The following is a 25,693-nucleotide window of genomic DNA, read 5'->3' on the forward strand; positions in this document are numbered from 1 at the left end:
TTTGGCATCCTGAAAATGCTTTTGCAGACATTAAGTTTCATAAAACGGCCGTTTTACATTACCGCTTTTGCAAATCATAGAATCTTTTTCAAAGTGTCCCAAACATGGTCTCTTTTAGTAGTTTCGTTAATTCACCTTTTATGGGATACTTCTTCTTAGTATTAGATATAGAAGTTTAAAACTAAATCGCCGCAATCAGCTTTTGATTATAACTATCCAAGATGTTGGTTGGTAGTGATTTCAGATAAATCTGAGTTGTATTCAGTTTAGTATGACCAAGCATGGCAGAAATGGCTTGGAGGGGGACATCATTTAACATAGCCTGAGTAGCAAAACTGTGTCGAGAGACGTATGTAGTTAGTTTTTGCTCAATACCACATAATTCTCCAATTTTTTTTAGCCCTCTATTATAACGTTTACGCTCCCAAGAAATCTCTCGTTCCTGAATTGCAGGATCTTCTCTTTTAATAACAGGAAAGATATAGTCGTTTTTTGCCTTTCCTTCCAAGTAGATATCAAGTATTTGAGCAAGTTGCTCTGTTATCTTAATATCATAGAGTTTAGAAGTTTTTCTTCTTCGAAATTTAATTCTACCATCGATAATGTTTTCTAACTTTAGATAGCACATGTCGGTAAAATTCATACCATATAATAGATATGAACATATGAAGTAGTTACGATAACGGAATATCGCCATATCTTTTGGAAGTTTCAATATCATTATTTTTCTAATATCCTCAATCTTCAATGCGCGCTTTTCCGTCGGTGTTTGACGTATGGAATAGTAAGCAAAGGGATAAGCTTCTCTTTCCACCAATCCTGCCTTTATACCCTTGTTGTAAATTGCCTTGATGGCCCTTAGGTATACCGAAAGGCTATTGATACTATTCCCTTTGGCAAGATGGTATTTTTCAAATTTTTTGATAAAATCGTAATTAAGCTCATTAAACTTCAAGTCCTTTCCTTTGGTAAAAGTTTTCAAAATGGATACGATTCCTCTGTAACTCCGTGCAGTACCAAAACGTTGCGCTACTTTTAAATCCTCAGCCAAAGATTCTCCGTATTCATAAAATGAATCATAATTACTTTTTCGGGTAATTCTATTCTTGATTTGCGTAATGGACATAAAATTTAACTGCCCTTTATCGTTAAGTTTGTTGATGATATCATTTGCGTTGGCTTCTTCTTTAAGTAGCAAAGTATTTAATGTTGCAATTGAAGCCACTTTGGTGTAGGTTTTCTTTACTGAACATTTTCTATAATCCCAATATTTTTCTAATATTGAATAGCCCGTCGAAATCGAAGTGGTTTTTCGCAAGTGTGTAAGACGAAAAATGATAGGGAATGAACCATCTTTTTTCGCTCTCCTAGTGTCCAATAAAAGGGTTATATAAGTCCTCATATTCTTCAAGATAATAAAAAAATTTGCAAACAATTTGCAAACAATTTGCAAACAAATGAATGATATCAAACGATATCATTTAAAATCAAAACTCATTTAAGTGTCTTAAAATCAATAAATTACAATGAGTTTTATGTTTTGAAGAACCCCATTTGAAAAAGCTTCTAAGCAGGCGGTCCTAGGTTCGAATCCTAGTGCCATCACTTCACTCAAGAAACCACGCCTATTTCGGCGTGGTTCTTTATTTTATGCAAAGGTCGAACTTGTTTAGAATCTTGGAAAAATAAGGAATTAAGCAAGGCCTCTAGTTTCTTATTTGTGAAGACAAAGGACGTTAGGATACATAATTCTAATAAAGCTATGCCATAAATGACTTTTACTTTTGACATAAGACGTAAAACATATGCATTATTATGCGGTGAGCAAAATTAGTCTGCTGGCTCTAAAACCAATGTAATTTTGTTGAAATCTGCTGCACTATTAATTACTTTTCTGTAGTCTTCAAATATTGACGGACTTATGGTATTAATTCTATAGTGTTCATCGGCAGTAATACTTATAAGGTTATCTTTCATTGTATAATAAGATTTGAAAGACAAAAGTTCTTCACCATCCTTGATGTATGTATTGTCAATATTTATATCCTTCAAATTGGCAACTTTATAACCATTTGGAAGTTTAATATTTATAGTACGATAGTAACTTCTTTTATAATCATCAATCAGAGGTAATGTACGCTTCTTATCTTGATACATTTCTATTTGACGTCCAATTACCTCACCAACCTTAAATAGGTATTTGTTTCCAGCCTTTTCGACAAATGCATCAGACTTCACGTCTACGACGAATTTTATAGGTTTGATTCCAAACAATTTTGGGTCTTCATCTACAATTTCCATTTTCTGTACCTCTACATTTTGGTTCATGGTTTTTGCCAAGCCTTTAATAATATTATCCCTGTCGTCACCAACAATCAAATTCATGTAAGGATGAAAAGGCATGGCATAATAACCGGTGAAAGATCGTTCAAGTTTTATCGAGTTTGAAGTAATGTTTTCTTCATCAAATTGAACATCAATTACCATTTTGTCAACAGTTTTGTCAGCCTCCAAAGACTTGATATACTTAACCTTGCCAATCCCTGATTTAAAGTCTCCAACACTTACTTCTTTTATGAAAAGTCCATAATTGTCGGTAAGAGCAACAGGCGGGTATCCATACCTAGTCTCCATATCGTTAGGTGAAAGATATGTTTCGAGCTTTGGAAAATAAATCAAGAAGTTGTTCAGAAAATTATGTGCTTCAAAGTCTTTGTCGAATACTAGTTTTTCTCTATCTGTAGTTATGACAATTTCATGGTTTATTTCAAGATGTCTTAAGAGCGCAACATATAGCTTGATTAGCCCTGTTGAATTACTCACCTTTTTTTCTAGAATTTCCTCTAGATCTTTTAGATTATCACCACCTGATTCTGATAAAATAAAGCTTGATTTAATCAAATTATCGACACTTCTAATTTTTGTCTCTATACTATCGCTTTTTTTAGCGGTATTATTCACAAACTCCTGAATTAGTGCTTTCGCCTTCTTACTTGGTTCGGTATAATAGTAGTTATAAATATTTTGAGCGACTTTCCCATAGGAAGAAAGATCACTTTTATTAGTCCTTAAGTTTTTATCAAGCTTATAAACTAGATAACTGCGAGAAGCTGTGTAAGGTGCCTGTTCTTCCTTTGGTAAACCTTTTAGGTCTTTTAATGCTAGTTTCCAATGCAATTTATCCTTTGACAAAGTATCTTTTACCATATCTGGTAGCCCATTATAGGTTTTAAACTGAAAAACTAAATTGGATGGTGAATAAAGGTCGAAATCAACATTTTTTTTATCAAAGTCAGATTGCAAACGAAACGCTGTCCCGCTATAGCTAGGCTTAGTTTTTTCTATATAAAAATATTCGATGATGCTACCTTTCTCAACTCCTTCAAAGGCAAAATACTTATACGATTTTCCGGTTTCTTCATCTTTGGCAGTTAAGATTTTTGAATCATCTAAATTGATGATTTTCCCTTCTTTGGTTATAACCCTAGCTTTATTTTCAATCAATTCGGAACTAGAGGAATAGGGTAGATATATTTTATTATAGTCCTCTATTTTGTCATTACTATTGAGCCACAAGGCCTTGTGTTCAAGATAATGCTCTGTGAAACTGTTGTCATCTGAAAAAGCAAATTCAACAACGTACTTTTCTTTTAAAGCCATCATAGGGTCACCGCTGTTAGCGGCCAATTCATAATTTGGAGATTCATCCCAATTATAAGTTGATACGACAAGATCTGCCTGTCCATGAATTACAATTGATGAAAGAACAATGACTAGAAAATATAAATTTTTCATAATGATTAACAAATTGAATTATTTTTTCTTTAGAACAACGACTTCTTTGTATTGCCCCTCAATTTTTTTAACAAATTGATTTATTGTTTTTAGTTCTTTAGAATCAAAGATCATGGTATTAAGTTTAAAGTCATGCGTATATTGGATTTGATTTTCTTTTAGCTCATAGGTAATACTACTATCAAAATACTCGCTTGAAAAATTAATGCCTTTTGGCAGATAATCAACTACATAATCCTCAGGAATGATTAGTTTGAATTCGTATAATACGGAATCCAAATATTTATGCTCAAGGGCAACCGCACGATCTTTATCCGTTTTGAGGTTGGAGGCAATAGTCTTATTCAGGTTCAAATTAATGTAAATTTCATCCCCTAGGGTTTTAGCATAATTAGGGATGTGGAAGTCATGATTAACAATCAAATTTTTGTCGTAGTCATATTTGTTTATTTCTTCGAATTCTGTGATTTGAAAACTATTGTCTCCTTTTTGAAAAACAGAGTTATATAAATCAATGAGTTTTGTTTTTGTTTCTTTTTTTTCTAATCGGTATAACAGGTCTATTTTTCCATAACCAGATAATTCGACCCTACCTTTCCCCCTTATATTATTTTCTCTCAACTCTAAAACCGCATAGTCTTTAAGGAAGTTTTTAGAAGGCTCAATTACTGGAACTTTTTTTATCATAAAGGAATCACGGTCGATTGAAACCAATGCCTCTTTTCCTTGAATGAATGATGAAGGCATTTCTATTGGGTTGAACCTTCCTGTCGCATCTAAGAAGTAAGATTTACCTTGATATTCATAATGTAGAATCATATGATTATCAACCGCGGGTGTTGGAACATCAGTATAACTATATGGAATACTTCTAGTACCAATCCAAGTTAAGTTCCCTTTAATACCAGCTATTTCAAGCATTTTTAGTAGTAGACTTGAATTGTCTTTACAATCGCCATACTTTTTATAAAATACTTCATTCGCTTCTCTAGGTACAAAGCCGCCTAAAGCATATTCAAATGCGATATACTTTACATTTTCCTGTACCCAATAATAAATTGACCTCACTTTTTCCAGCTCATTTTCTTTATTGGAAGTGAGTTCATCAACAAGTTGAATCAATTCTTTTGAAGCTGGTTCTCCATTCAAATTCTCGACCAATGAATAATACCATTTATATAAGTCTGATACCTTATCTAATAGTTTTACAGTTTCTCCATTATGTTCGTATGAAACTATAATGGGTATTATGTGAGGTAAAATACTTTTGTAATCAGGGGATCTATCCTCATACTTATACTCATCCACGTTTTTGATTTGCCAAGTGTAGATGTTATTTCTTCTCGTATTTTTTTCAGTAAACTCCACCGAGCCACCTTCCATATTAAATTCTTGAAATCTTAGTTGAATGTTCTTATCTACAACAATGGTGAATTTGTTGTTTTCAATGGGATAAAAATTCCCAAAATAAAAGGCGCTTAAGAAGCGAGGGTTTTTTATGGTCTGCTTGTATTTTAACTTTGTTTTTGCTCCCTTACCCAGACCTGGAAATATGAAATTAACTGATTTGACATCGTCATAAAATGAACCATCTAATTCATCCTTTTCTTTAAAGTCTGAAACTTTTATTTCTTCATATTTATCATTCTTAATGATTAAGGAAGAAGCTTCTATTTCATCTAACTCATAAAAAGTAGAGTAACTTAAAGATTGTTTAGCGTCATATTTAGCCGTTTCATACAGATATAAGTCTTCTTCAAATGCCTCTTTAGATATGACAAACTGACCATCTTCTAAACCAATATTCAAAACGGTCTCTTGATTTAGCCTTACCGCTTGTGAATTAGGATATTGCTCTATATATTTTTTGTAATTAGATGAAATTTGTGCATGAGAGATATGCCCTATGATAAGTAAGAATAGAAATAAAAATTTCAACCCCTTTTCATTTCGACTCGGAGTGGATAATGTCACCATTAGAGTAAGTTTCTTCAATTATTAAATTTCCGTTAATATCATATTTCTTGGAAACTCCTTCTTTGATGTCATGTAGGAAGGTTTCCTCTTTTTTCAAGTTTCCATTCTCAAAGTACTCTTTGGCAATACCATTTAGATTACCTAATTCATAGATTTGTTCTTTTTTTAGGGTACCATCTGGAAAGTACACGGTTCTTTTTCCATCATATTCACCATTGGCATAGTGAATTACTTCTCGTAATTGTCCGGAATCATAATATTCTTTATAAACATCGATTAATTCACCGTGCTTATACTCCAACTCTCTTGAAACTTTTTTATTATCATAATAGGCTATTATTTTACCAGTTTCATTCTCAATTGGAATCATGGGCAACTCCTCTGAATTTGTATCCAAGTAACTATAGCCAACTAGTCTTCCATATTCATAAAATCGTACAAGTTGTAATTTACCATCTGAACTGTAAGACTCTCTTCTGCCATTTAATTTATTATCATAGTATCCCGACTTAGTTCTAATAGTTCCATTTTCGTGATAAGAAATTGCATCTTTTTGGAGTTTTCCTAAAGAGTAGAAATACTTACTGTCAATAGTTCCGTCTTCAAAATAGTAAACGTAATCGCCTTCTAGCTCTCCATAGATATAGTTTGCTTTGGTTTCGGCAGTACCGTTATCATGATACCACGTCCATTCACCATGTAAGTTCCCATTTAAATATTGTCCGGCAGTTCGTTTTTTACCATAGAAATCGTGAAAGGTGTAAGGGCCATGTTTAACACCATTGACATACGTTATTGAAGTACTTGGTTTTTTATTATTGTGCTCAAATGTGATTTCATATTTTTTCTTATCGCTTTGATAACTGATACTATATAGAATATTTCCATCCCCGTCGTAAAAGCTTTCTTTTACTTCATCTCCATATTTATAGTCACTTGTTTTGATTCTAATTCCTTTGCCTGAAAAGGTAGATTGTTCACCATGAAGCAGTCCTTTATGAAAAAAGTTTATTGAAATTAATGTTCCTCCGGGGTTATAACCCCTCCACTCTCCATGGGCATCATTGTTCTTATGCCAGCCCTGCCTTTTCATCTGGCCGTTTTTGTGATAATCAACATAGTATCCATTCAAGGTATCGTTTTTGTATTTCGATATTGACTCCAATTGCCCATTTGCATAATAGGTTTTATAATCACCTTGCAAGATATTGTTTTCATAAACTCCTTCATCTGTTATAGTGCCATAAGAAGAATAGTATTTCCATTTCCCCTTTTTGCCTCCTTTTATGTCATATAAACCTTCCGAAGCTATTTTCCCATACGGGGAAAACCCTTTATAATAAAATTCTCCTCCTTTTTTGCGATTTTCATGAATTACCTCACCAGCTTTATTATAGTATTTGTAGGCAATGAATTCGCCTTTTCGATATTCGAAAATGTAGTTCAATTTTCCGTCAATATCATAATATTTATATTCACCATCAACCTTCCCTTTATCACTATATTTAAAATCACTTTCAAGGGTATTATTGCTGTAATAGGTTTTCCAGCTACCAACATAGTTTCCTACTAACGTTTGTCCTATCTCTTTTAGATTGCCATTTGAATGAAACTTTTTGTAATACCCATCAACTAATCCATTTTTGCTATTTAAATCTGAGCTCAATTCTTCATTTAAATAGTATTGCTTCTCTTGACCATTAGCTTTTCCATCTTTGAAGTTTACTATGGAACTTATTTTACCTGTAGGCGCATAATTTTGATATCTTTCTTTTATGTTTCCTTTGCTATAGTCGGCTTGGGACTTTATCAACTGCTCGCCAACATTATGATAAGCCTGATATGGACCATCTAATTTTCCATCCTTGAAGTACTTCTTTTCCTGTAAAGCTCCATTTTTGTTATAAGATAGATATTCCCCTTCAAGATTATCACTCTTGTAATTCGAAACAATTTTTTGCCTACCGTTGTTATAGTAATAAATATTAGCTCCGTTTAGCTTCCCATCTAAGTATTGAGCCGATTCTCGAATCCCCCCCTGATTGTTATAAAGACTCCAGTTTCCATCCCTATTTCCATTTGAATTGAATATGCCTCTTCCAGTCAATCTACCCTGTTCATTATACAATTGCCATGGTCCGAGGAACGAATCACCTTCCATTTTCCCAATACCTTTTACATATCCATCCTCATAAAAATAAGTTAGATCTTCTTTGCTTTCTTTATTCTGAATGCTCTTAGTTCTAACGATCTCAGACCATTTTTCATTAGATAACTGAAAAAATTCTATAATTTCTTTTTCTTTCTTCGTTACTATTTTTTTGTACGCATCGTTCTCAATTGAGTAGGATATGGTATAGGTGAAAATGTCGAAAAAATTATTTGCATTGATCCATTCATAATATTTGGCAAACTTATCTCCCCAAAAACCTCTATTACCTGAATAGTCCTTTAAAGACTCTAATAGAACATGATTTTGTTTGGTAAGTGCAATATTTATTTCATTACCCGTATCATATTTTTCATTGAGCGCAATCTTGTTATTAAGAATCAAGTCTATTTCTTCGAATGAATCGTCATCGACAGAGACTTTAATATCGGGGTTTTTTGAATTTTGATTTTTACTTTGAACCGTAGAATTTAATGATTTCAATATGGCAAATGCATTGTCGGCATCTGGCTCAATTAATAAGTACATATTAAAACACATAAGGGCCTGACTTATTAATTCTTGCTTGTAGCAAATGTTGCCTAGTTGAAAATACGGTTTTCTATAAAAAGGATCAATTGTAATTACATTCTGGTAGATTTTTACCGCCTCTTCTATTTGACCTGTTTCTTCCAAAGAAACACCCTTATTGTACAATAGAGTTTTGTTCTGAGGAAAGCTCTTTAATCCTTCATCACAAACTGAAATGGCTTCTTGGAACTTTTTTTGATTTAATAATGCAACGGTTTTATTTATAAAAAATGAGGAATGTGTATCATAACATGCAGAATCGAGGCCTTGGTCGGTAACTACAATAGTCTCATCATATCTCTTAAGCTGCATTAAGTAATACGATTTGGAAACTAATACAGAGCAATAGGTAGAATCATTTTTGCTAATTTTATCTAGATATTTCAGAGCATTTTCGTACTCTCCTTTTTCGGAGCTTTCATTTACACCTTCGTAAACCGAATCATAATCGATAAATTCAATTTTTTCTTGAGCGAAATTAAGTAGATAGAAAAATAGGAATGGGAGGACTATTAGATTTTTCATTGCACAAAGATAAAAAAGGGAGAAAGTATTCTAGGGTTTTTGTAAGTGTTTTCGATAATATAGTGGTATTAATCGTTTAAAAAAGGTGGGACAATTGGAAGGAAATATAAGAAGGGTATTTTCCGAATCGTTTCAGTGAGAAATTGTCTAATTAAAACAACTTGGTACTTTTTTTAGTCGGATCAATAGAAGGAGCTAATGGGATTTAATTTTGTGTGTTTTTTAAAATAAATTACTGGTTTTGTCGATGAACTGCACAAATAATTGACCAAAACCACAGTTTCATCGAATTTAACAACAAAAAAAGTAATATATTACTTACAATTTATAAATTAGATTATATAATATTAAAAACTATAGTTATGAACGATTTCTATTTTGAAACAGGAATTTTAGATGCAGTTCTTTCAGTTACGGTATTTGCTTTAAAAGCTACACTTGTAGTTGTGGCATTTGGAACCGGACTGGCAGTCTTCGGAGTTTTGTAAAAACATTTTTAGGTTGAATTTATAGTATTAAGTAAATTCATTAGTATAGGTAAAAAGCCCCCCAGTCTGGGAGGCTTTTTACATTGAATTCACTACAGTCCATAAAAGGTGGTGTTTTTATGTTTAATAAAATGCTTTATTAAGTTAAACAAAAATTAAGAATTATTTAACAATAGTTGCATATGCAACTATTTGTTTTTTATCTAGTTTCGCCGAGTGAAGAAAGAGTTTGATTTAATCGATTTTGAAAAGTCTATTGGTCCATGGTTGGGAAAGACGGTTAAGATAGTTGACTATTATTTACAGGAGGCTTTTCAAAATGCTGGTCTAGATTTGACGAAGGAACAAATGATAGTGCTAAAGAAGTTGCACGAAAAGGATGGACTCAATCAAAATGAACTTGCTTTTTTAACCTACCGGGATAAATCGTCCCTTGCAAGATTATTGGCAAAGATGGAATCAAAAAAATATGTCGTTCGAAAGCAAAGTGCAGAGGATAAAAGAAGTAACGAGGTTTTTTTAACCAAAGAAGGGCGAGAAATGTTTAAGAGAACACGTCCTGTTATCAAGTCGATTATGGATGTTATGGAACAAGATATCTCCAAGAAAGAAAAGCAACAAATTATAGGAATCTTAAAGAAGGTACAATTCAGTATTACTGCAAAGGTAGCATCGTTATAACCATATTATGAGAAAAATAATTTTATCCGTTTTAGGTATTCTTTTGATAATAGGGGCAGTTTTTGTCTCTAAAATGATTATCGACAGTAAAACAAAGCGAAAACCTAGAGCTGAAAAAGTAGTTAAAACTGTTTTTGCAGAAAATGTAAAAAACGGCACTATCAACATAGTAGTGCCAGCAAATGGAAATCTTAGGGCCAAAAGACGCGTAGAGCTCTATTCAGAAGTGCAAGGAGTTTTTCAAGGGGGTTCAAAACTTTTTAAGACAGGTACATCATATAATAAAGGGGAGACTATTATTCGAATCAATGCTTCGGAGTATGCAGCAAGTGTACAATCTGCAAAAAGTAACCTCTACAATCAATTGACTTCCATTATGCCCGATTTGCGACTAGATTATCCTGATATTTTCCCTAAATGGCAGGCATATTTGAGTGGATTTGATATGGACAAGATTACACCAAAACTTCCGGAAATGCCCACCGAAAAGGAAAAGTTCTTTATTTCCGGTCGCGGTATCTTAACAAGTTTCTACAACGTTAAAAACCTAGAACAGCGTTTATCCAAATATCGAATTTCTGCTCCCTTTAAAGGAGTACTTACTGAAGCTTTGGTTACAGAAGGCACCTTAGTTCGTTCTGGTCAAAAACTAGGTGAGTTTATAAATATAGATAACTATGAACTTGAGGTCGCCGTTAGCAAAGTCTATAGTGATTTGCTGAAAGTAGGTGAAAAGGTAGCCCTATCAAATCTCGATAAGACAAAAACATATTCAGGTAAGGTATCAAGAATAAATGGGAGTGTGGATCAAGCTTCGCAAACTATAAAGGCATTTATTGAAGTGAACGATAGCAGCTTGAGAGAAGGTATGTATTTAGAGGCAAATTTAGATGCTAAGGAGGAATCAGATGCTATTGAAATAGATAGAGCCTTACTTTTAGAGAGTGATAAAATCTTTATAGTTCGAGATTCTATTTTAGATGTTATTGATGTAAAGCCGGTGTATTTTTCAGATAAGAAAGTGGTTCTAAAAGAAGTGCCAGATGGTACTATAATAATCACCAAGCCAGTTGTAGGCGCCTATGCCGGTATGTTGGTAGAGATTTTTGGTGAAACTCCCGCTAAAACAACTAAATAATGAGAAATGTCATAGCATATTTCATAAAGTATCATGTTGCGGTAAACGTTATTATCCTAGCATTTGCTGTCTTTGGCATAGTGGGTATGATTTCATTGAAATCTTCTTTTTTCCCATTGAGCGATTCTAAGAATATTTCTATTAACATCGTCTATCCTGGTGCCTCTCCATTAGAGATAGAAGAAGGAGTTGTGTTGAAAATTGAGGATAACCTAAAGGGTCTGGAAGGAGTTGAGCGCGTAACCTCTACATCTCGTGAAAATAGCGGTAGTATCAATGTTGAAATCGAGAAGGGAAGAGATATAGACTTTATGTTGTTACAAGTAAAGAATGCCGTGGATCGGGTGCCTACTTTCCCAACTGGAATGGAGCCGCTCGTCGTTTCTAAATTTGTATTTGTTCGTCAAACTATAAATTTTGCAATAAGTGGAGATGAGGTTCCTCTTGCTACTTTGAAACAGGTTGGTAGAAAAGTCGAAAATGACATCAGGGCGATAGAGGGAATATCTCAAATTACGATTACTGGCTATCCCGATGAGGAAATTGAAATAGCCGTAAACGAAAATACTCTTTTGGCCTACGGAATGTCTTTCACTGAGGTTTCCCAAGCCGTCTCTAATGCCAATATATTAGTGACTGGAGGAAACATTAAAACGAGTGCCGAAGAGTATCTTATTCGGGCCAACAATAGATCCTATTATGGTGATGAACTTTCGAACTTAATTATTCGTGCTGACGCCTCGGGAAGAACAGTGCGATTGAAAGATGTGGCAGAAATAAGAGATCGGTTTTCCGAGTCGCCGAACGCCTCGTATTTGAATGGCAATTTGGCAGTTAACATTGGTATCTCAAGTACAAATACAGAAGATTTAATTGGCTCGGCCGAAAAGGTGAAGGAATACATTGAGGAATTCAATCAGAAATATAACAATGTGCAGCTAACCATTGTCAGTGATCAATCAACAGTATTAACGCAACGAACAGAGCTTTTGGTTAAAAATGGTTGGATGGGAATGGTTTTAGTTCTTATTTTCTTATCACTGTTCTTAAATACGCGTTTGGCTTTTTGGGTAGCTTTTGGGCTCCCAATAGCTTTTCTCGGGATGTTTGTTTTTGCCGGATTTTTTGATGTAACCATCAATGTACTTTCCCTATTCGGAATGATTATCGTAATAGGAATTTTAGTAGATGACGGCATCGTTATTGCGGAAAATATCTATCAGCATTATGAAAAAGGAAAGTCTCCGATACAAGCAGCGATTGATGGTACTATGGAAGTTCTTCCACCCATTCTTTCAGCCATTATGACTACAATTTTGGCCTTTTCAATTTTCCTGTTTTTAGATGGCCGAATAGGTGAATTTTTTGGAGAAGTCTCTGTAATTGTAATTCTAACCTTGGTCGTTTCTCTGGTGGAAGCTTTAATTATCTTACCAGCTCACTTAGCACATTCCAAAGCCCTTAAACCTGTTAAAGAAGGTCCGAAAACGGGAATTGCAAAAGTATTCGGAAAGCTTCGTTTAATTAACAAACTTGGTGAACGAATTATGGTATGGTTACGTGACATGGTATATAGCCCAGTTTTACGATTTGCCTTGAGATATAAATTTCTTACTTTTTCTTTTTTCGTTGTTGCATTGATGTTAACTATGGCTGCCGCCGGTGGCGGTATTATTCGTGGGGCATTCTTTCCTAGATTGGCAAGCGACAGAATACAAGTAGAACTCTTGATGCCAAATGGAACCAACGAAAAAGTGACAGATTCCATAATAACCGTAATTGAGGAGAAAGCAGAAAAAGTAAACCAGGAGTTGACCGAGGAATATATGAAAGGATATGATAAAAACCTTTTCAAAAACGTCATCAGAAATGTAGGTCCTGGATCTTCGGCGGCTACTTTGACAATAAATCTATTACCGGGTGAAGAACGCCCGAATGATTTGCGATCCGACATTGTTTCTAATCGACTGCGTGAATTGGTTGGCCCAATTATAGGGGTTGAAAGTATTATCTATGGATCAGGTGGAAATTTTGGAGGTTCTCCCGTTTCAGTTTCTTTATTAGGTAATGATATCACTGAACTCAAGGCCGCCAAAAAGGAGCTCAAGGATAACATGTTAAACAATGCCGGTCTAAAAGATATTGCTGATAACGACCCTGCTGGGATCAAGGAGATACGCTTACAACTTAAGGAAAATGCATACCTACTGGGTTTAGACTTAAGAGCAGTAATGAACCAAGTTCGTGCAGGTTTCTTCGGTTCTCAAGCGCAGCGTTTTCAAAGGGGGCAAGACGAGATTCGGGTATGGGTAAGATACGACCGGGAAAATCGTTCTTCAATCAACGATTTGGATGAGATGCGCATCTTAGCTCCGAATGGTATTAGAGTTCCTTTGAAGGAAATAGCAAGTTATTCTATTGAGCGCGGTGATGTTGCGGTCAATCACTTAGACGGGCAACGCGAGATTCAAATTTCTGCTGACGTTAAAAATGAAAAAGTAGTTAGCGCTACAGATGTTATGACCGAGCTTCGTACAGAGGTGATGCCCAAAATACAAGCCAAGTATCCAACTGTTTCTGCTTCCTATGAAGGTCAAAACCGCGAGTTGATTAAACTGCAAAAGTCCTTAAAATTTGTAGGGCTATCTGTCTTGGCTTTGATTTATATCACGATAGCTTTTGCCTTCCGTAGTTTTAGCCAACCACTTTTGTTGATTTTATTGGTCCCGTTTAGTCTTACTGCAGTGGGCTGGGGGCATTGGTTACATGGACTACCCCTTAATATTTTTTCGCTATTGGGTATAATTGCCCTAATTGGTATTATGGTCAATGATGGCTTAGTGCTTGTTGGTAAATTTAATATCAACCTTAGGGACGGAATGACCTTTGAGAATGCCATATATGAGGCTGGTCGGTCAAGGTTTAGGGCCATTTTTTTGACTTCTATTACCACAATAGCCGGACTAGCACCCTTAATGTTGGAGACTAGTAGGCAAGCTCAGTTCTTAATACCAATGGCAGTTTCTATTGCCTACGGTATCGGTTTTGCAACCGTACTGACCTTGATAATGATGCCTATATTTTTGTCTTTCAGCAATAAAGTGAAGGTAGGAGTCAAATGGCTAGCTACTGGTAATATAATTACAAGGGAAGAAGTAGAAAGGGCCATAAAAGAACAAAAAGAGGAGTTGAATTTACAAGGAGAAATTAATAAACCTCAAAATGGTTTACAGGATAACATTTCCCAAAGCTCAAAAACACTTCAAGAAACTTCATGAGAATTTAGAAGGTAAGATAGAATGAAAAATAAACGTATTATCCCAATCCTTTTCATATTTGCATTCACCTCGCTTTCTGCACAAGATAAGTTGTTAGCGAAGCAAGATGCGGTTAGGCTGGCTTTGGAAAATAATTTCGGAATCAAAGTTGCAAGAAATCAAGTTGAGATTGCAAAGAATAATAAGAGTGTACTGAACTCGGGTTACCTTCCAACTTTGACCAATTCGACCACTGCCAATTACAATCGGGATGATTCCGTAATTGAATTCCCAGGTGTATTCCGTGATGATGGTAGTCCAAGACCTGATGTCGATATATACAAAGCAGAAGCACAGCGGTACAACTCTACCTTGAATGCGAATTACACGCTTTTTGATGGTATGGGTCGTTTTTATAATTATAAGCGATTAAAAGAACAATATCAATTAAGCGAGCTTCAGGCAAGGGAAACCATAGAGAATACAATGCTTCAACTTTTTAGTGTCTATTTTGAGGTTGCTCGGATAACTGAGAACCAAAATGTATTGCAACAAGCACTCGAGATTTCTACACAAAGAATTAAAAGAGCCGAGTACGCATTTGAATATGGACAGAATACCAAACTGGATATTTTAAACGCTCAAGTGGATGTAACCAATGACAGCATCAATTTATTGAATACAAAACAGCAATTGGCCAACACCAAGCGTGATTTGAACGTTGTTTTGAACCAAGATTTGAATGAGAAGTTTCAGGTGGATACGCTGGTTGCTTTCATTCCGAAACTACAATTGGAAGAGTTTGTGGAGCAAGCCAAGTTAAATAATGTGGCACTACTGCAGACGGAGCGGAATTTAGCAATCAATGCATACGACATTAAGGTTAATAAATCAGGATATCTACCTAATATTGGCTTAAATGGATCCTATGGTTGGAATTTAAATCAAAGTGCTGCATCGGCCTTCTTTCCAGGAACAAATAATACAACATGGAATTTTGGTTTAGGAGCCAGTCTAACATGGAATTTATTTGATGGAGGAGGAACTACCGTACGAGTCAAAAATGCAAAAATCGCCTACGAAAACCAGGAATTGTTGAAACAGCAAGTAGAGTTGGAAGTTAATAGGGATATTCAAAATGCACTTGCCATATATGATAATCGATTGAACATTTTTAATATTCAGGAGCAAAATGTTTTGACCAATCTGAACAACTTTGAACGTTCAAAAGAACAGTTTCAGTTGGGCCGCATTACATCTATTGAATTCCGTCAGGCCCAGGTAAACCTTTTAAATGCTCAGACAAATAAGAATTTAGCTAAATACGATGCTAAGCTGGCGGAATTACAATTACTTCAGTTAACGGGGCAGTTGTTGAATATAGAATTCTAAAATCTTCACCGTATATTTAGTCAGCTACAATGCATCATAGTATGGCTAATATAGGTATCGGAATTATAGGAACGGGTTCAATAGCAAAGACTTTTGCAAAGTGTATCTCTGAGTTAGAGCATGTCGATTTGATTGCCCTTCTCACTAAATCTTCCAATCGTATCGGTGAAATAGAACAGCAGTTTGGAGTGACTGTTTTTTCTGATATGGCCACTTTTCTTGATAACTCAGAAATGAGTCTTGTATGTGTTTGCAACGAAAGTGGAAACCACGGTGAAGCAATTAAGCAATCTGCTATGGCTGGTAAACATGTTCTGTGCGAAAAGCCATTAGAGGTTACTCCTGAAAAAGTCGATGAGGTTATTGAAATTTGCAAAGCCCAAAATGTCATATTAGGCTGCGTATTTCAAAACCGTTGCACTTCTGACTATCAAGCCTTGTACAAGGTTGTAAAAGAAGGAACTTTGGGCAAACTCTTAATGGGAAATGCCCATATCAATTGGTATCGAAATAAAGACTACTATGCCCTAAGCGAATGGAGAGGAACCAAACAATTTGATGGTGGAGCAGCCTTTATTAATCAAGGCATACATACGATAGATTTACTTTTGAATGTTATGGGCCCTGTACATTCCGTTTTTGGCAATGTGCAAACCATGGTTCATGACATAGAGGGGGAAGATGTAGGTGCTGGAATACTAAATTTTAAAAATGGTGCTATCGGAACCATTACCGCTGGCACTTCACTTTATCCTGGGTATCCTGAAAGGTTGGAAATTTACGGTGAAAGAGGGAGCGTAATTCTGGAGGCGGGAAAAATCAAGCAATGGAATGTTGAAAGTGTATCTCCTCCGGAAATAGTCCATAACGTTAATTCCACAACTGGTGCTTCAGACCCAACAAGCATTGGTCATTTAAATCATAAAATTGTGATACAAGATATGATTGATGCCATCAAAGAAAATAGGCCTCCTATGGTAGATGGTAAAGAGGCAAGGAAATCTGTGGAAGTCATTGCTGCAATCTATCGTTCTTCAGAAAAGGGCCAGCAGGTTACCTTATAGTTTTGAATCTTCTATCTGAGGTTTCTTCCAAAATAAATAATATCCATTCACCAAAAGAATGGCCACATTTGTAATAATCACGGGAATGCTGGGAAGCATAACTCCGTAAGCTACAAAAAGAGCGCATCCGATTGAATTAATGATTCTTAGTTTACGAATATCCTTGTTGAAAAATGAAAGTAATACAAATAGACTTGCGAGGTAGCCTACAATTTCGGTTGGGTTTATATTCATGTATACAAAGCTAATCAATTACTAACGGCAATCGTTTTAAGCAGTTCTTTTTAAAAATTGTAAATTTTGATAAAATATTTTTGGAGTATGAAGAAATATATATCCGGGTTTTGTGTCTTTCTGTTGTTTTCTTGCATGGAGGAACAAGTAATGACCTCAGAAGCTGAGAAAGAACTAATCAAGGAAATAGTGACACAAGAAACTCTCGCCTATATGGAAAAAAACTATCAAAAATGGAGTTCTTTTTGGAACCATAGTGATGAGGTCTTGCGATTGGATATTTCAGATTCAGGCTTTTCACAAACAAGAGGTTGGGAGAAAAATGGTGCTCACATAGAAACTTTTTTTGTGGAAAACCCTGAGCCAATTACTTCCACTTTTGAGAACTCAAATTACCTTATTTTCTGTGACTCTGAACTGGCATGGGCGGCATTCGATCAGAAGTGGACTACGAATTCAGGAGATGAAAGTTTGGCAAAAGCAACAGTTACCCTTGTAAAAAAATCAAACGATTGGGAAATCATATCCTATACCGCAATACAATACGAACCAGATGCGGGTGAAGCCAATACCTTGACGAGAGAGTAGGATAGGAGACAGGTCATCCCTAGTTAAGTTTACTAAAGTTCAAATAAATGGTATTTGAAACACGTTAATAAGGGTGAGTTTAATAAAAATAGAAATGGATTTAGCCAGACATTGCGCGTTATGCGATTACCAAGTAGTTGACTTGAAAGATGGAACAACTTGTAGGTTAACCAATAAAAAACCCGTATTCGACAGAACCTGCCCGAAAATTGAATTGAATGAAAAATTTGAGCAAAAAATAAAAAAAATAAATATTGAATTTGAGAACGTAAAAAGAACTAAGACGGATACTTACGGCCATGTTTTGATTTACACTGTAATAAGCTTGGCAGTCATATTTGCGGGGTATTATCTTGGAAAATACGCATGGGATGGGGGAGTAATATCTACTGCACCTTTAATTGTAATTGCTGTTGGGTTAGTAGTTCTGGTTTTCGCATTTGGACCCCTGAACAAATTCAGAAATGATTTTTCAATCACAAAAGGGAACAAAGATAAACTTGACGAAGTGCTAGATTTGTATAATATCAATTATGAAATAGAATTGAAATATGGCAAGGAGATTCATGGTACCAAACAAGTTCAAGCTGAATTAAAAATAAATAAACGACATTAGATCGAATAAAAAAATGTCAAAAAACCAAAACAAAAGAAGTTTTGACAGTGGGAATCGACTGAACTTTTATTGTACCGCCATGCAAACGCATAATCTGTTTTGACAAACTAAGCCCTATTCCTGTTCCAGTGTTCTTAGTGGTAAAAAACGGCACAAATATTTCATCCATAAGTTCAGATGATATTCCTGGGCCATTATCCTGAACTTTCAGGTACTTTTTATCGTTGGAGTTAATGCCGGCTATAAGTTGAATGGTTCCATTTTCTTGATTTTCTAAAGATTGCTGGGCATTTTTCCCTAGGTTCAGCAATACCTGTGTAATTTGCTTTTCGTCCAAATAAAGCTCAAGTTCTACGGGCTTTACTAAAATTTCAATTTTCACTTTTTTCAAATCCTTTTGCTCATCTAACAAAATCTTTATTTTTTCCAAAAGGGATAGAGCAGATACTAACTCTTTATCGGGTTCCGGCATACTTAAAAATGTTCTATAAGACTGAACAAAACTCATAAGGTCACTTCCTTGATTCTTAATAACCTCTAGCCCCTTTGCTGTGGTATTAATCTGGTCTTGTGAAAAATTTTCAGGCTCGATTAATTTGGAACCTGATTTAAAGTAGCTCAATATAGATTCCGATATTGATGTAATAGGCGTAATGGTATTCATGATTTCATGTGTCAGTACTCGAATGAGTTTTACCCAAGAATCTGTTTCCTTCTCATCCAATTCTTTATGAATATCATGAACAACAACTAGTAAGAGTGTATTCTCTTCGATATTAATTGGAGTACACTTTATACTCAATTCTCGATTACCTCTCTCGTTTCCTAATTTGTAAATAGTATTCTCAAAAGGAGCTAAATCAGCGAAAAGCGCATAAAGCTCATTGTCGATCATCTTGAGTTGTTTTACATGATTTAGAGGGCGGTAATTCAAAAGATCTTGTACTGTAGGATTAGCATAAAGAATGTGTCCCTTAGGGTTTACCGTGAAAATTCCAATGTCAGCTTGTCTTAATATTTCTTGATAATACTGTTCCTGAGCTTGTTTTTTTACATAAATATCTTGAATCATTGCATTGAGCATATTCAGACTATGATTTAATTCTTCTAATGATTTTACACTTAGTTTTTCAGGAAAGCGTAGGGTGAAATCTTCATTTTTAATAGCATCAAAGAAATAAGCGATTTTTCTATTGGTTTGGTTGACAAAGTATATTAAGGAAGAAGTTTGGGCGATGAGCAAGATAGTTGCAATACCTGTTGCTATATACTGTTTTTCAAAAAAGAAATAAACCGCTGCGACGGCCGAAACGGTAATAAAAATGATACGAAGTACCATTTGTAAATAAATGTTTCTACTTACCATTATTTCCCTATTTTCTTGAGTTTATTGTAAAGTGTTTGTCGTGATATGCCCAATTGTTCAGCTGCAGCACTATAATTGCCGTCATTTTGATTTAGCGCTTTTGTTATCATCAATAATTCCATTTCCTCCAATGTACTTGGGCCTTTTTCTGAGACGATTGTACCTTTTACCTCTAAAAGAAAGTCGGTTGGTTTCAACACATTTCCTTCGGAAAGTATAACGGCTCGTTCCATAGTATGAAGCAATTCCCGTATGTTACCTGGCCATTTATATCCCATTAATTTCTCTTGGGCCGCTTGATTCATTCGAAGTCCTTGTTTACCATATTTATTTACAAACTTGTTCAAGTAAAAATCTGCCAATACTAGAATATCCCCTTCGCGTTCACGCAAAGGGGGCACCTCAACTTGAATCGTATTTATTCGGTACAACAAATCTTCACGGAAAAGTCCGTCGGCAACCATTTTATCCAAATTTTCATTTGTTGCACAAATGAGACGAATGTCGACAGGAATAGATTTATTCGAACCAACACGAACAATGGTTTTATTTTGAATAGCGGATAATAGTTTTGCCTGAGTCTGTAAAGACAAATTACCGATTTCATCCAAAAACAAAGTTCCTCCATTTGCCGCCTCAAACTTACCAGCACGATCTTCTTTGGCATCAGTAAATGAACCTTTGGAATGTCCGAATAGCTCACTTTCAAAAAGGTTTTCTGAAATGGAACCCATATCAACTGGGATAAAAACCTCATTTTTCCGGATGGAAGAACCATGAAGCTCTCTGGCAATCAGCTCTTTTCCTGTCCCGTTTTCTCCAGTTACCAGTACATTGACATCAGTTTTAGCTACTTTACTTACCAATTTAAGAACGGAATTCAGTGCTTTTGAATTCCCTACGATGTAATTTTTATTCTGATTGATAACCTGTTTCAGATTATCTTCCTTCTGTTTTAGTTTTTTGATTTCCTTTCGTGATTTGCGTAACTCATAAGCAGATTTTACAGTCGCGAGCAATTTATCATTATTCCAAGGTTTTAGTACAAAGTCGGTCGCTCCTTCCTTTAAAGCTTTAACGGCAAGGTCAACGGCACCGTAGGCAGTCATCATTATTACAGAAATCTGAGGTGCTTTTTTTCGAATTTCCCTTAACCAAAAAAGGCCTTCATTACCCGTATTCACCCCGGCTGAGAAATTCATGTCTAAAAGTACAATGTCAAAATCAGTCAAATCAGGAAAAGAAGAAATCTGATTAGGATTGGAAATCGTTTTAACAGTCTTGTACTCAAATTGCAACAGAATTTCTAGTGCGCTTAATACACTTTTGTTGTCATCGATGACCAGAATTTTTGAGTCTAACATAAAATTGAATTGTAGTTATCTGTCGGTAACAAAAAATATTCCACGAATAGCATTTGAAATCATTGTTGACAAAAGATGCCGAATTCAGTGGGTTCAAACTGGTTTTTAAAACTACAACAAGAAAAGATTAAATTTTAACAAGTGTCCATTTTTTTGACAATATATGTATAACTATTTTACACTTACACACTCATTGACAAAGACGATTATTTTTAAAGCAATGAAAATCAAATAGTTATATTCTTGGCATGTAAATCGCAAACAGTTTGGCATATCAATATATCATGAATTTAAAATTGACATTTCAACTTATTTTCTTTTCCCTTTTAGGGTCAAGTCTTTTTTCGCAAGAGAAATGGACCTTAGATGAATGCGTTGCCCATGCGATTGAGCATAACCTTCAACTAAAGGATTTTAAGTATACTTCCGATTCTGGTAGGGAGACTTATAGACAATCTATTCGAAATCTATTGCCCAATGTGAACGCAGGCACTAGCTACACTGTCAATTTTGGGCGAAGTACTGACCCTTTTACAAATGACGTTGTGACCACAGAGTTTTTCTCTAATCCATTTTCACTTGACGGATTTATAGATTTATTCCAAGGCTTTCAAAAAATGAATTCTATTAAAGCATCGAAGTTTTTGTATAAAGCGCTTAGTGAAGAAACGTTGCAGCAAAAATATCTTTTGGCTTTTCGGGTAATGGAAGCATTTAACAACATACGGTTTTTTGAAGGACTGGTAAAAATTTCCAAAGAGCAATTGGAAGTTTCAAAAACTAATTATCAGCTAGTCGAAAAACAAATTGAATTAGGATTAATGGCTGGGGCAGATTTATACGAAGCAAAGTCGGCTTTGTTAGGAGATGAACTAAACCTGACACAAAGTGAAAATCAATTGGCAGCCGCTAAATTGGCTTTGATCCAGGAGATGAATTTAGAAAACGTATCAGATATAGCCATTCAGTCTGAGCTGGAAGAAATACAGATGGTTGAAAATGAAATGGAGATGAAATCGGATTCAGTATATTCTAAAGCAAGGGAATTTTTACCCCTAATCATGGCACAGGAACTTCGGGCAAAAGCTGCTAAAAAACAAGTTGCAGTTTCTCGAGGAAGGTTATATCCGTCATTATCAATGTTTGCAGGAATTGGAACCGGTTATTTTGAGACCACACGAGATTCACTTAATAATACGCTTCCCTTCCGCGAGCAGTTCAGAGATAACACTTCCCGGTTTATAGGAGTTCGATTAAATGTTCCTATTAGTAATGGATGGTCTGCACGTTCTCAAGTAAAGCAAGCAAAAATTGAAAAGCTTCGAGCAGAAAATAATTTGAAAGTACAGGAGCAGGTACTTTTTCAAACCATTCAACAATTGGTTCAAGAATATAATTCGTTGCAGGTGGAAATCAATCAGAGCAACCAAAATATGGAAGCGCAACGTTTGGCATTCACCATTGCTCAAAAGCGATATGAGAAAGGGATGATCAATGGAATCGAATTATTTACAGCAAAAAATCTTTTTGCAAATGCGCAGAATTCGAACCTACAGGTACAGTTGCGGTCAGAAGTGAATAAGTGTACTTTGGACTTTTATCGAGGACTACCTGTTTTTAATATAAACTAGAAATGAAAGAGGCAAGAACTATACTACGGAATGATATTGCAGAGAGATATGAAATTCAAAATATGAAATTTGAATTGAGATTGTGCAATACCAGAATTAATAAAAGATATAATTCTAGGGCTTAAGAACAAAAAAGTTCAAAAGAACCTATACTAATAAAGAATAATACAAAAGATGGACATACAACTCGAAAAGAAAAAAGGACTAAGACCTAAGCATTATGGTTATATCGCTTTAGGCGTGTTGGTTCTGTTTGTGGGTTATCAATTGCTTTTTAACACTTCCGTTTCCACTTTTAGAACAGAAAAGGAAAAGCTTTCAATAGCAGCCGTAACAGCTGGCAAGTTTGACGACTACATTACCATTACAGGAAATGTTGCCCCAATTACAACCATTTATATGGATGCTTACGAAGGTGGCCGTGTAACTGAGAAATTGATTGAAGAAGGAACCATGGTCAAGAAAGGTGATATTATTCTCAAACTAGAGAACATTAACCTTTATGAGCAGATTTTAAACAGCGAAAGTAATTTGGCCCTTAAGCAAAATGATCTTCGATCAACTAGATTAAATTTCGATTCGAGACAAGTAGAAGGGCGTCGTTCATTAGCTACAGCCAGTACTGATTTACAGCGCTTAAAAAGAAATTATGAACAGAATCAAGCTCTTTTTGATGAAGAATTGATTTCGAAGGAGGTATATCAATTGTCAAAAGAGAATTATGAGCTATCGCAACAACAATATGATATTGTGAAAGCACAAACGGAAACCGATGATGAACTTCGAAAAACTTCATTGACTGGACTTGACACCGATTTGGCCAGAATGCAAAAGACGCTCGGTATGGTGTATCAACGCCTTGATCATTTGAATGTTAGGGCCCCGGCAGATGGGCAATTAGGGTTCTTAGATGCGGAAATTGGACAGAATATTACCCAAGGCCAGCGTATAGGGCAAGTAAATGTTTTGACTGATTATAAAATCGAAGCTGATATCGATGAGCATTATATCGATCGCGTGAAAAGGGATTTAGTTGCAGTCTTAGAACGAAATGGAAATGAATTCCCATTAAGGGTGAGGAAAGTATATCCTGAGGTAAGAAATGGAAGGTTTCGTGTAGATCTTGTATTTACTGAAAATAAACCTGAAACGATTCGTACTGGTCAAAGCTATAACATCAAGTTACAGCTCGGTGAGTCAAGTGACGCCCTGTTACTCCCAAAAGGAAGCTTCTTTCAAAGTACAGGTGGCCAATGGATTTTCGTTGTCACCCCAGGTAGTGATGAAGCATTAAAGAGACCAATAAGAATCGGGAAGCAAAACTCAAAATACTATGAGGTTTTAGAAGGATTGGATGCAGGAGAACAAGTAATTACCAGCAATTATGATTCCTTTGGTGAAGCAGAAAGGATAGTACTTAAATAAAATTTCTAAAAACTGTCACACCGGGCGAAGTTCGGATGTCATTATTATAAATACGTAAAATCAATCAAGAAATGATAACAATTAAAAACCTTAAAAAGAGCTTTAGAACCGAGGAGGTAGAAACCTTGGCACTGAACAATGTCAATCTAACTGTTGAGGAAGGGGAATTTACCGCAATCATGGGGCCTTCTGGTTGTGGTAAATCTACCCTTTTGAATATCATAGGAATGCTGGATAACCCAACTGAAGGTAGTTACAATTTTGCAGGCAATGAAGTCGGCGGACTCAAAGAAAGCCAACGCACACAACTGCGCAAAGGGAATCTAGGTTTTGTATTCCAAAGCTTTAACCTAATTGACGAATTAACAGTTTTTGAAAATGTTGAACTGCCTTTGATTTACTTAAAAATGGGCAAGGCAGAGCGTAAGGAAAAAGTCATGAAAGTATTGGAACGAATGAAAATAGCACATCGCGAAAAACACTTTCCACAGCAACTTTCAGGAGGTCAACAGCAACGTGTTGCTATTTCAAGAGCAGTGGTAACCAATCCTAAATTGATACTCGCGGATGAGCCAACGGGTAATTTGGATTCCAAAAACGGAATTGAAGTTATGAATTTATTGACCGAGCTTAATCAAGAAGGAACAACGATTGTAATGGTGACACACTCCGATCGAGATTCGCATTATGCACATCGAGTAGTGAATTTGTTCGATGGTCAAATTGTTACCGAAAGCCAGAATAGGGCAATCGGTGCTACAATGTAGACGGATAATCCCTTTAGGGAGAAGGTTTAGAGTTTATTCATCAATCAAAAATCTAAGTCATGGTAAATCTAAAAAATCGAATCGCTAATAAAAAGGCAGGGTTCAAAAGTGCAGTTCTGCTCCTACTTATCGTAGTGCTCTCCTCTTTTACACTTCATCAAGATTCGGAGAGTAAAGTAGGTTTGGGTGAAATACCCGAATTCAACTCAATATTTGTCTCAGGAGTAGCCAAAGTATTTTTTACACAAGAGGAAGCCAAGGAGATCACAATGAAACTTTCAGGTGATCCTTTTCCTCAAGTAATAAGAAAGGTTACAAATGGGAGATTAGAAATCTATACCGAAGGAGAGGCTAGAAATGAGGTTGTCGAGCTTTATGTGAGTAATCCAAACCTAGCATCTATTGTGGTAGCTGACAGAGCCGAATTTTATGTCACAAAAAGCATTACTGAAGAAAAACTAGAAATTACAGTGAGTGATTTTGGTGCGGCTACCCTTGAAGTAGATGTAAAAAAGGTATCTATTTACATGAATGGTGGTGATTTGCAGATTTCAGGAAAAACCAATGATCAGCAAATTAGAAAGTCTGGGGATAGCGATAGAGGAACCCTAGATAATGAGGAACTTAAGGTCATCAACTAAATTC

The 25,693-nt window shown here is 35.5% G+C and carries 19 protein-coding genes; 12 read left to right on the forward strand and 7 right to left on the reverse strand.

Annotation, left to right across the window (positions count from 1 at the left end):
• Window positions 1-181: 181 nt before the first annotated feature.
• The 4 genes from FEE95_RS20720 to FEE95_RS20735 form a co-directional block, all read right to left on the reverse strand.
• Window positions 182-1,402: a site-specific integrase gene (locus FEE95_RS20720; RefSeq protein WP_138659956.1), complete on the reverse strand. Its 1,221-nt coding sequence runs from the start codon at window positions 1,400-1,402 to the stop codon at window positions 182-184.
• A gap of 428 nt (window positions 1,403-1,830) precedes the next feature.
• Window positions 1,831-3,795, reverse strand: a complete 1,965-nt coding sequence (locus FEE95_RS20725; protein WP_238474635.1) for a DUF3857 domain-containing protein — start codon at window positions 3,793-3,795, stop codon at window positions 1,831-1,833.
• A gap of 18 nt (window positions 3,796-3,813) precedes the next feature.
• Window positions 3,814-5,772, reverse strand: coding sequence for a DUF3857 domain-containing protein (locus tag FEE95_RS20730; protein ID WP_138659957.1), 1,959 nt, complete (start codon window positions 5,770-5,772; stop codon window positions 3,814-3,816).
• Window positions 5,741-9,037, reverse strand: coding sequence for a toxin-antitoxin system YwqK family antitoxin (locus FEE95_RS20735; protein ID WP_138659958.1), 3,297 nt, complete (start codon window positions 9,035-9,037; stop codon window positions 5,741-5,743). Before FEE95_RS20735 ends, FEE95_RS20730 begins: the two co-directional genes overlap by 32 nt.
• A 362-nt stretch (window positions 9,038-9,399) precedes the next feature.
• Between FEE95_RS20735 and FEE95_RS22440 the strand changes: the two genes are divergently transcribed.
• The 6 genes from FEE95_RS22440 to FEE95_RS20760 all read left to right on the forward strand — a co-directional run bounded on the left by FEE95_RS22440 (window position 9,400) and on the right by FEE95_RS20760 (window position 17,057).
• Window positions 9,400-9,525 carry a hypothetical protein gene (locus FEE95_RS22440; protein ID WP_262710916.1) on the forward strand — a complete coding sequence of 42 codons (126 nt, stop codon included), beginning with the start codon at window positions 9,400-9,402 and terminating at the stop codon, window positions 9,523-9,525.
• 216 nt (window positions 9,526-9,741) lie between these two features.
• On the forward strand, window positions 9,742-10,206 hold the full coding sequence (locus tag FEE95_RS20740) for a MarR family winged helix-turn-helix transcriptional regulator (protein WP_138659959.1): 465 nt from the start codon (window positions 9,742-9,744) through the stop codon (window positions 10,204-10,206).
• A gap of 7 nt (window positions 10,207-10,213) precedes the next feature.
• Entirely contained in the window at window positions 10,214-11,344 is a 1,131-nt protein-coding gene (locus FEE95_RS20745; protein ID WP_138659960.1) for an efflux RND transporter periplasmic adaptor subunit, read from the forward strand.
• Window positions 11,344-14,622, forward strand: a complete 3,279-nt coding sequence (locus FEE95_RS20750) for an efflux RND transporter permease subunit (RefSeq protein ID WP_138659961.1) — start codon at window positions 11,344-11,346, stop codon at window positions 14,620-14,622. The genes FEE95_RS20745 and FEE95_RS20750 overlap by 1 nt, the downstream gene beginning before the upstream one ends.
• A 21-nt stretch (window positions 14,623-14,643) precedes the next feature.
• Complete coding sequence (locus FEE95_RS20755) at window positions 14,644-15,993, forward strand: TolC family protein (RefSeq protein WP_138659962.1); 1,350 nt, start codon at window positions 14,644-14,646, stop codon at window positions 15,991-15,993.
• A gap of 41 nt (window positions 15,994-16,034) precedes the next feature.
• Complete coding sequence (locus FEE95_RS20760; protein WP_138659963.1) at window positions 16,035-17,057, forward strand: Gfo/Idh/MocA family protein; 1,023 nt, start codon at window positions 16,035-16,037, stop codon at window positions 17,055-17,057.
• Here the strand turns inward: FEE95_RS20760 and FEE95_RS20765 are convergent.
• Entirely contained in the window at window positions 17,052-17,291 is a 240-nt protein-coding gene (locus FEE95_RS20765) for a YgjV family protein (RefSeq protein ID WP_171037104.1), read from the reverse strand. The two genes, FEE95_RS20760 and FEE95_RS20765, sit on opposite strands and share 6 nt — an antisense overlap.
• Window positions 17,292-17,378: 87 nt before the next feature.
• On the opposite strand from FEE95_RS20765, the gene FEE95_RS20770 reads away from it, so the two are divergent.
• Both FEE95_RS20770 and FEE95_RS20775 read left to right on the forward strand, forming a co-directional pair.
• On the forward strand, window positions 17,379-17,879 hold the full coding sequence (locus FEE95_RS20770; RefSeq protein ID WP_138659964.1) for a hypothetical protein: 501 nt from the start codon (window positions 17,379-17,381) through the stop codon (window positions 17,877-17,879).
• 142 nt (window positions 17,880-18,021) lie between these two features.
• A complete protein-coding gene (locus FEE95_RS20775; RefSeq protein WP_171037105.1) occupies window positions 18,022-18,495 on the forward strand; it encodes a hypothetical protein in 474 nt (157 codons plus the stop codon).
• A 16-nt stretch (window positions 18,496-18,511) separates the two neighbouring features.
• On the opposite strand, the gene FEE95_RS20780 is transcribed toward FEE95_RS20775, so the two are convergent.
• The gene (locus FEE95_RS20780; protein WP_138659966.1) at window positions 18,512-19,861 is read right to left on the reverse strand and encodes a sensor histidine kinase; all 1,350 of its coding nucleotides are present in this window, start codon (window positions 19,859-19,861) and stop codon (window positions 18,512-18,514) included.
• The gene (locus FEE95_RS20785; RefSeq protein WP_138659967.1) at window positions 19,861-21,225 is read right to left on the reverse strand and encodes a sigma-54-dependent transcriptional regulator; all 1,365 of its coding nucleotides are present in this window, start codon (window positions 21,223-21,225) and stop codon (window positions 19,861-19,863) included. Before FEE95_RS20785 ends, FEE95_RS20780 begins: the two co-directional genes overlap by 1 nt.
• 284 nt (window positions 21,226-21,509) lie before the next feature.
• Here FEE95_RS20785 and FEE95_RS20790 point away from each other — a divergent pair, with 284 nt between their 5' ends.
• The 4 genes from FEE95_RS20790 to FEE95_RS20805 all read left to right on the forward strand — a co-directional run bounded on the left by FEE95_RS20790 (window position 21,510) and on the right by FEE95_RS20805 (window position 25,689).
• A complete protein-coding gene (locus tag FEE95_RS20790) occupies window positions 21,510-22,856 on the forward strand; it encodes a TolC family protein (protein WP_138659968.1) in 1,347 nt (448 codons plus the stop codon).
• Window positions 22,857-23,030: 174 nt separating this feature from the next.
• A complete protein-coding gene (locus tag FEE95_RS20795) occupies window positions 23,031-24,281 on the forward strand; it encodes an efflux RND transporter periplasmic adaptor subunit (RefSeq protein WP_138659969.1) in 1,251 nt (416 codons plus the stop codon).
• Between the two features lie 71 nt (window positions 24,282-24,352).
• Entirely contained in the window at window positions 24,353-25,048 is a 696-nt protein-coding gene (locus FEE95_RS20800; protein ID WP_138659970.1) for an ABC transporter ATP-binding protein, read from the forward strand.
• Window positions 25,049-25,107: 59 nt separating this feature from the next.
• On the forward strand, window positions 25,108-25,689 hold the full coding sequence (locus tag FEE95_RS20805) for a GIN domain-containing protein (protein ID WP_138659971.1): 582 nt from the start codon (window positions 25,108-25,110) through the stop codon (window positions 25,687-25,689).
• Window positions 25,690-25,693: the final 4 nt, after the last annotated feature.

The organism is Maribacter algarum (ex Zhang et al. 2020), from assembly GCF_005885635.1.
GTDB lineage: Bacteria > Bacteroidota > Bacteroidia > Flavobacteriales > Flavobacteriaceae > Maribacter_C > Maribacter_C algarum.

What these genes read in the sequence shown, in the direction of transcription:
- FEE95_RS20745 (WP_138659960.1), top strand. Translation starts at nt 10,214, where the DNA reads ATGAGAAAAATAATTTTATCCGTTTTAGGTATTCTTTTGATAATAGGG.
- FEE95_RS20805 (WP_138659971.1), top strand. Translation starts at nt 25,108, where the DNA reads ATGGTAAATCTAAAAAATCGAATCGCTAATAAAAAGGCAGGGTTCAAA.
- FEE95_RS20785 (WP_138659967.1), bottom strand. Translation starts at nt 21,225, where the DNA reads ATGTTAGACTCAAAAATTCTGGTCATCGATGACAACAAAAGTGTATTA.
- FEE95_RS20765 (WP_171037104.1), bottom strand. Translation starts at nt 17,291, where the DNA reads ATGAATATAAACCCAACCGAAATTGTAGGCTACCTCGCAAGTCTATTT.
- FEE95_RS20730 (WP_138659957.1), bottom strand. Translation starts at nt 5,772, where the DNA reads ATGGTGACATTATCCACTCCGAGTCGAAATGAAAAGGGGTTGAAATTT.
- FEE95_RS20795 (WP_138659969.1), top strand. Translation starts at nt 23,031, where the DNA reads ATGGACATACAACTCGAAAAGAAAAAAGGACTAAGACCTAAGCATTAT.
- FEE95_RS20800 (WP_138659970.1), top strand. Translation starts at nt 24,353, where the DNA reads ATGATAACAATTAAAAACCTTAAAAAGAGCTTTAGAACCGAGGAGGTA.
- FEE95_RS22440 (WP_262710916.1), top strand. Translation starts at nt 9,400, where the DNA reads ATGAACGATTTCTATTTTGAAACAGGAATTTTAGATGCAGTTCTTTCA.
- FEE95_RS20755 (WP_138659962.1), top strand. Translation starts at nt 14,644, where the DNA reads ATGAAAAATAAACGTATTATCCCAATCCTTTTCATATTTGCATTCACC.
- FEE95_RS20725 (WP_238474635.1), bottom strand. Translation starts at nt 3,795, where the DNA reads ATGAAAAATTTATATTTTCTAGTCATTGTTCTTTCATCAATTGTAATT.
- FEE95_RS20750 (WP_138659961.1), top strand. Translation starts at nt 11,344, where the DNA reads ATGAGAAATGTCATAGCATATTTCATAAAGTATCATGTTGCGGTAAAC.
- FEE95_RS20760 (WP_138659963.1), top strand. Translation starts at nt 16,035, where the DNA reads ATGGCTAATATAGGTATCGGAATTATAGGAACGGGTTCAATAGCAAAG.
- FEE95_RS20735 (WP_138659958.1), bottom strand. Translation starts at nt 9,037, where the DNA reads ATGAAAAATCTAATAGTCCTCCCATTCCTATTTTTCTATCTACTTAAT.
- FEE95_RS20720 (WP_138659956.1), bottom strand. Translation starts at nt 1,402, where the DNA reads ATGAGGACTTATATAACCCTTTTATTGGACACTAGGAGAGCGAAAAAA.
- FEE95_RS20780 (WP_138659966.1), bottom strand. Translation starts at nt 19,861, where the DNA reads ATGGTAAGTAGAAACATTTATTTACAAATGGTACTTCGTATCATTTTT.
- FEE95_RS20790 (WP_138659968.1), top strand. Translation starts at nt 21,510, where the DNA reads ATGAATTTAAAATTGACATTTCAACTTATTTTCTTTTCCCTTTTAGGG.
- FEE95_RS20770 (WP_138659964.1), top strand. Translation starts at nt 17,379, where the DNA reads ATGAAGAAATATATATCCGGGTTTTGTGTCTTTCTGTTGTTTTCTTGC.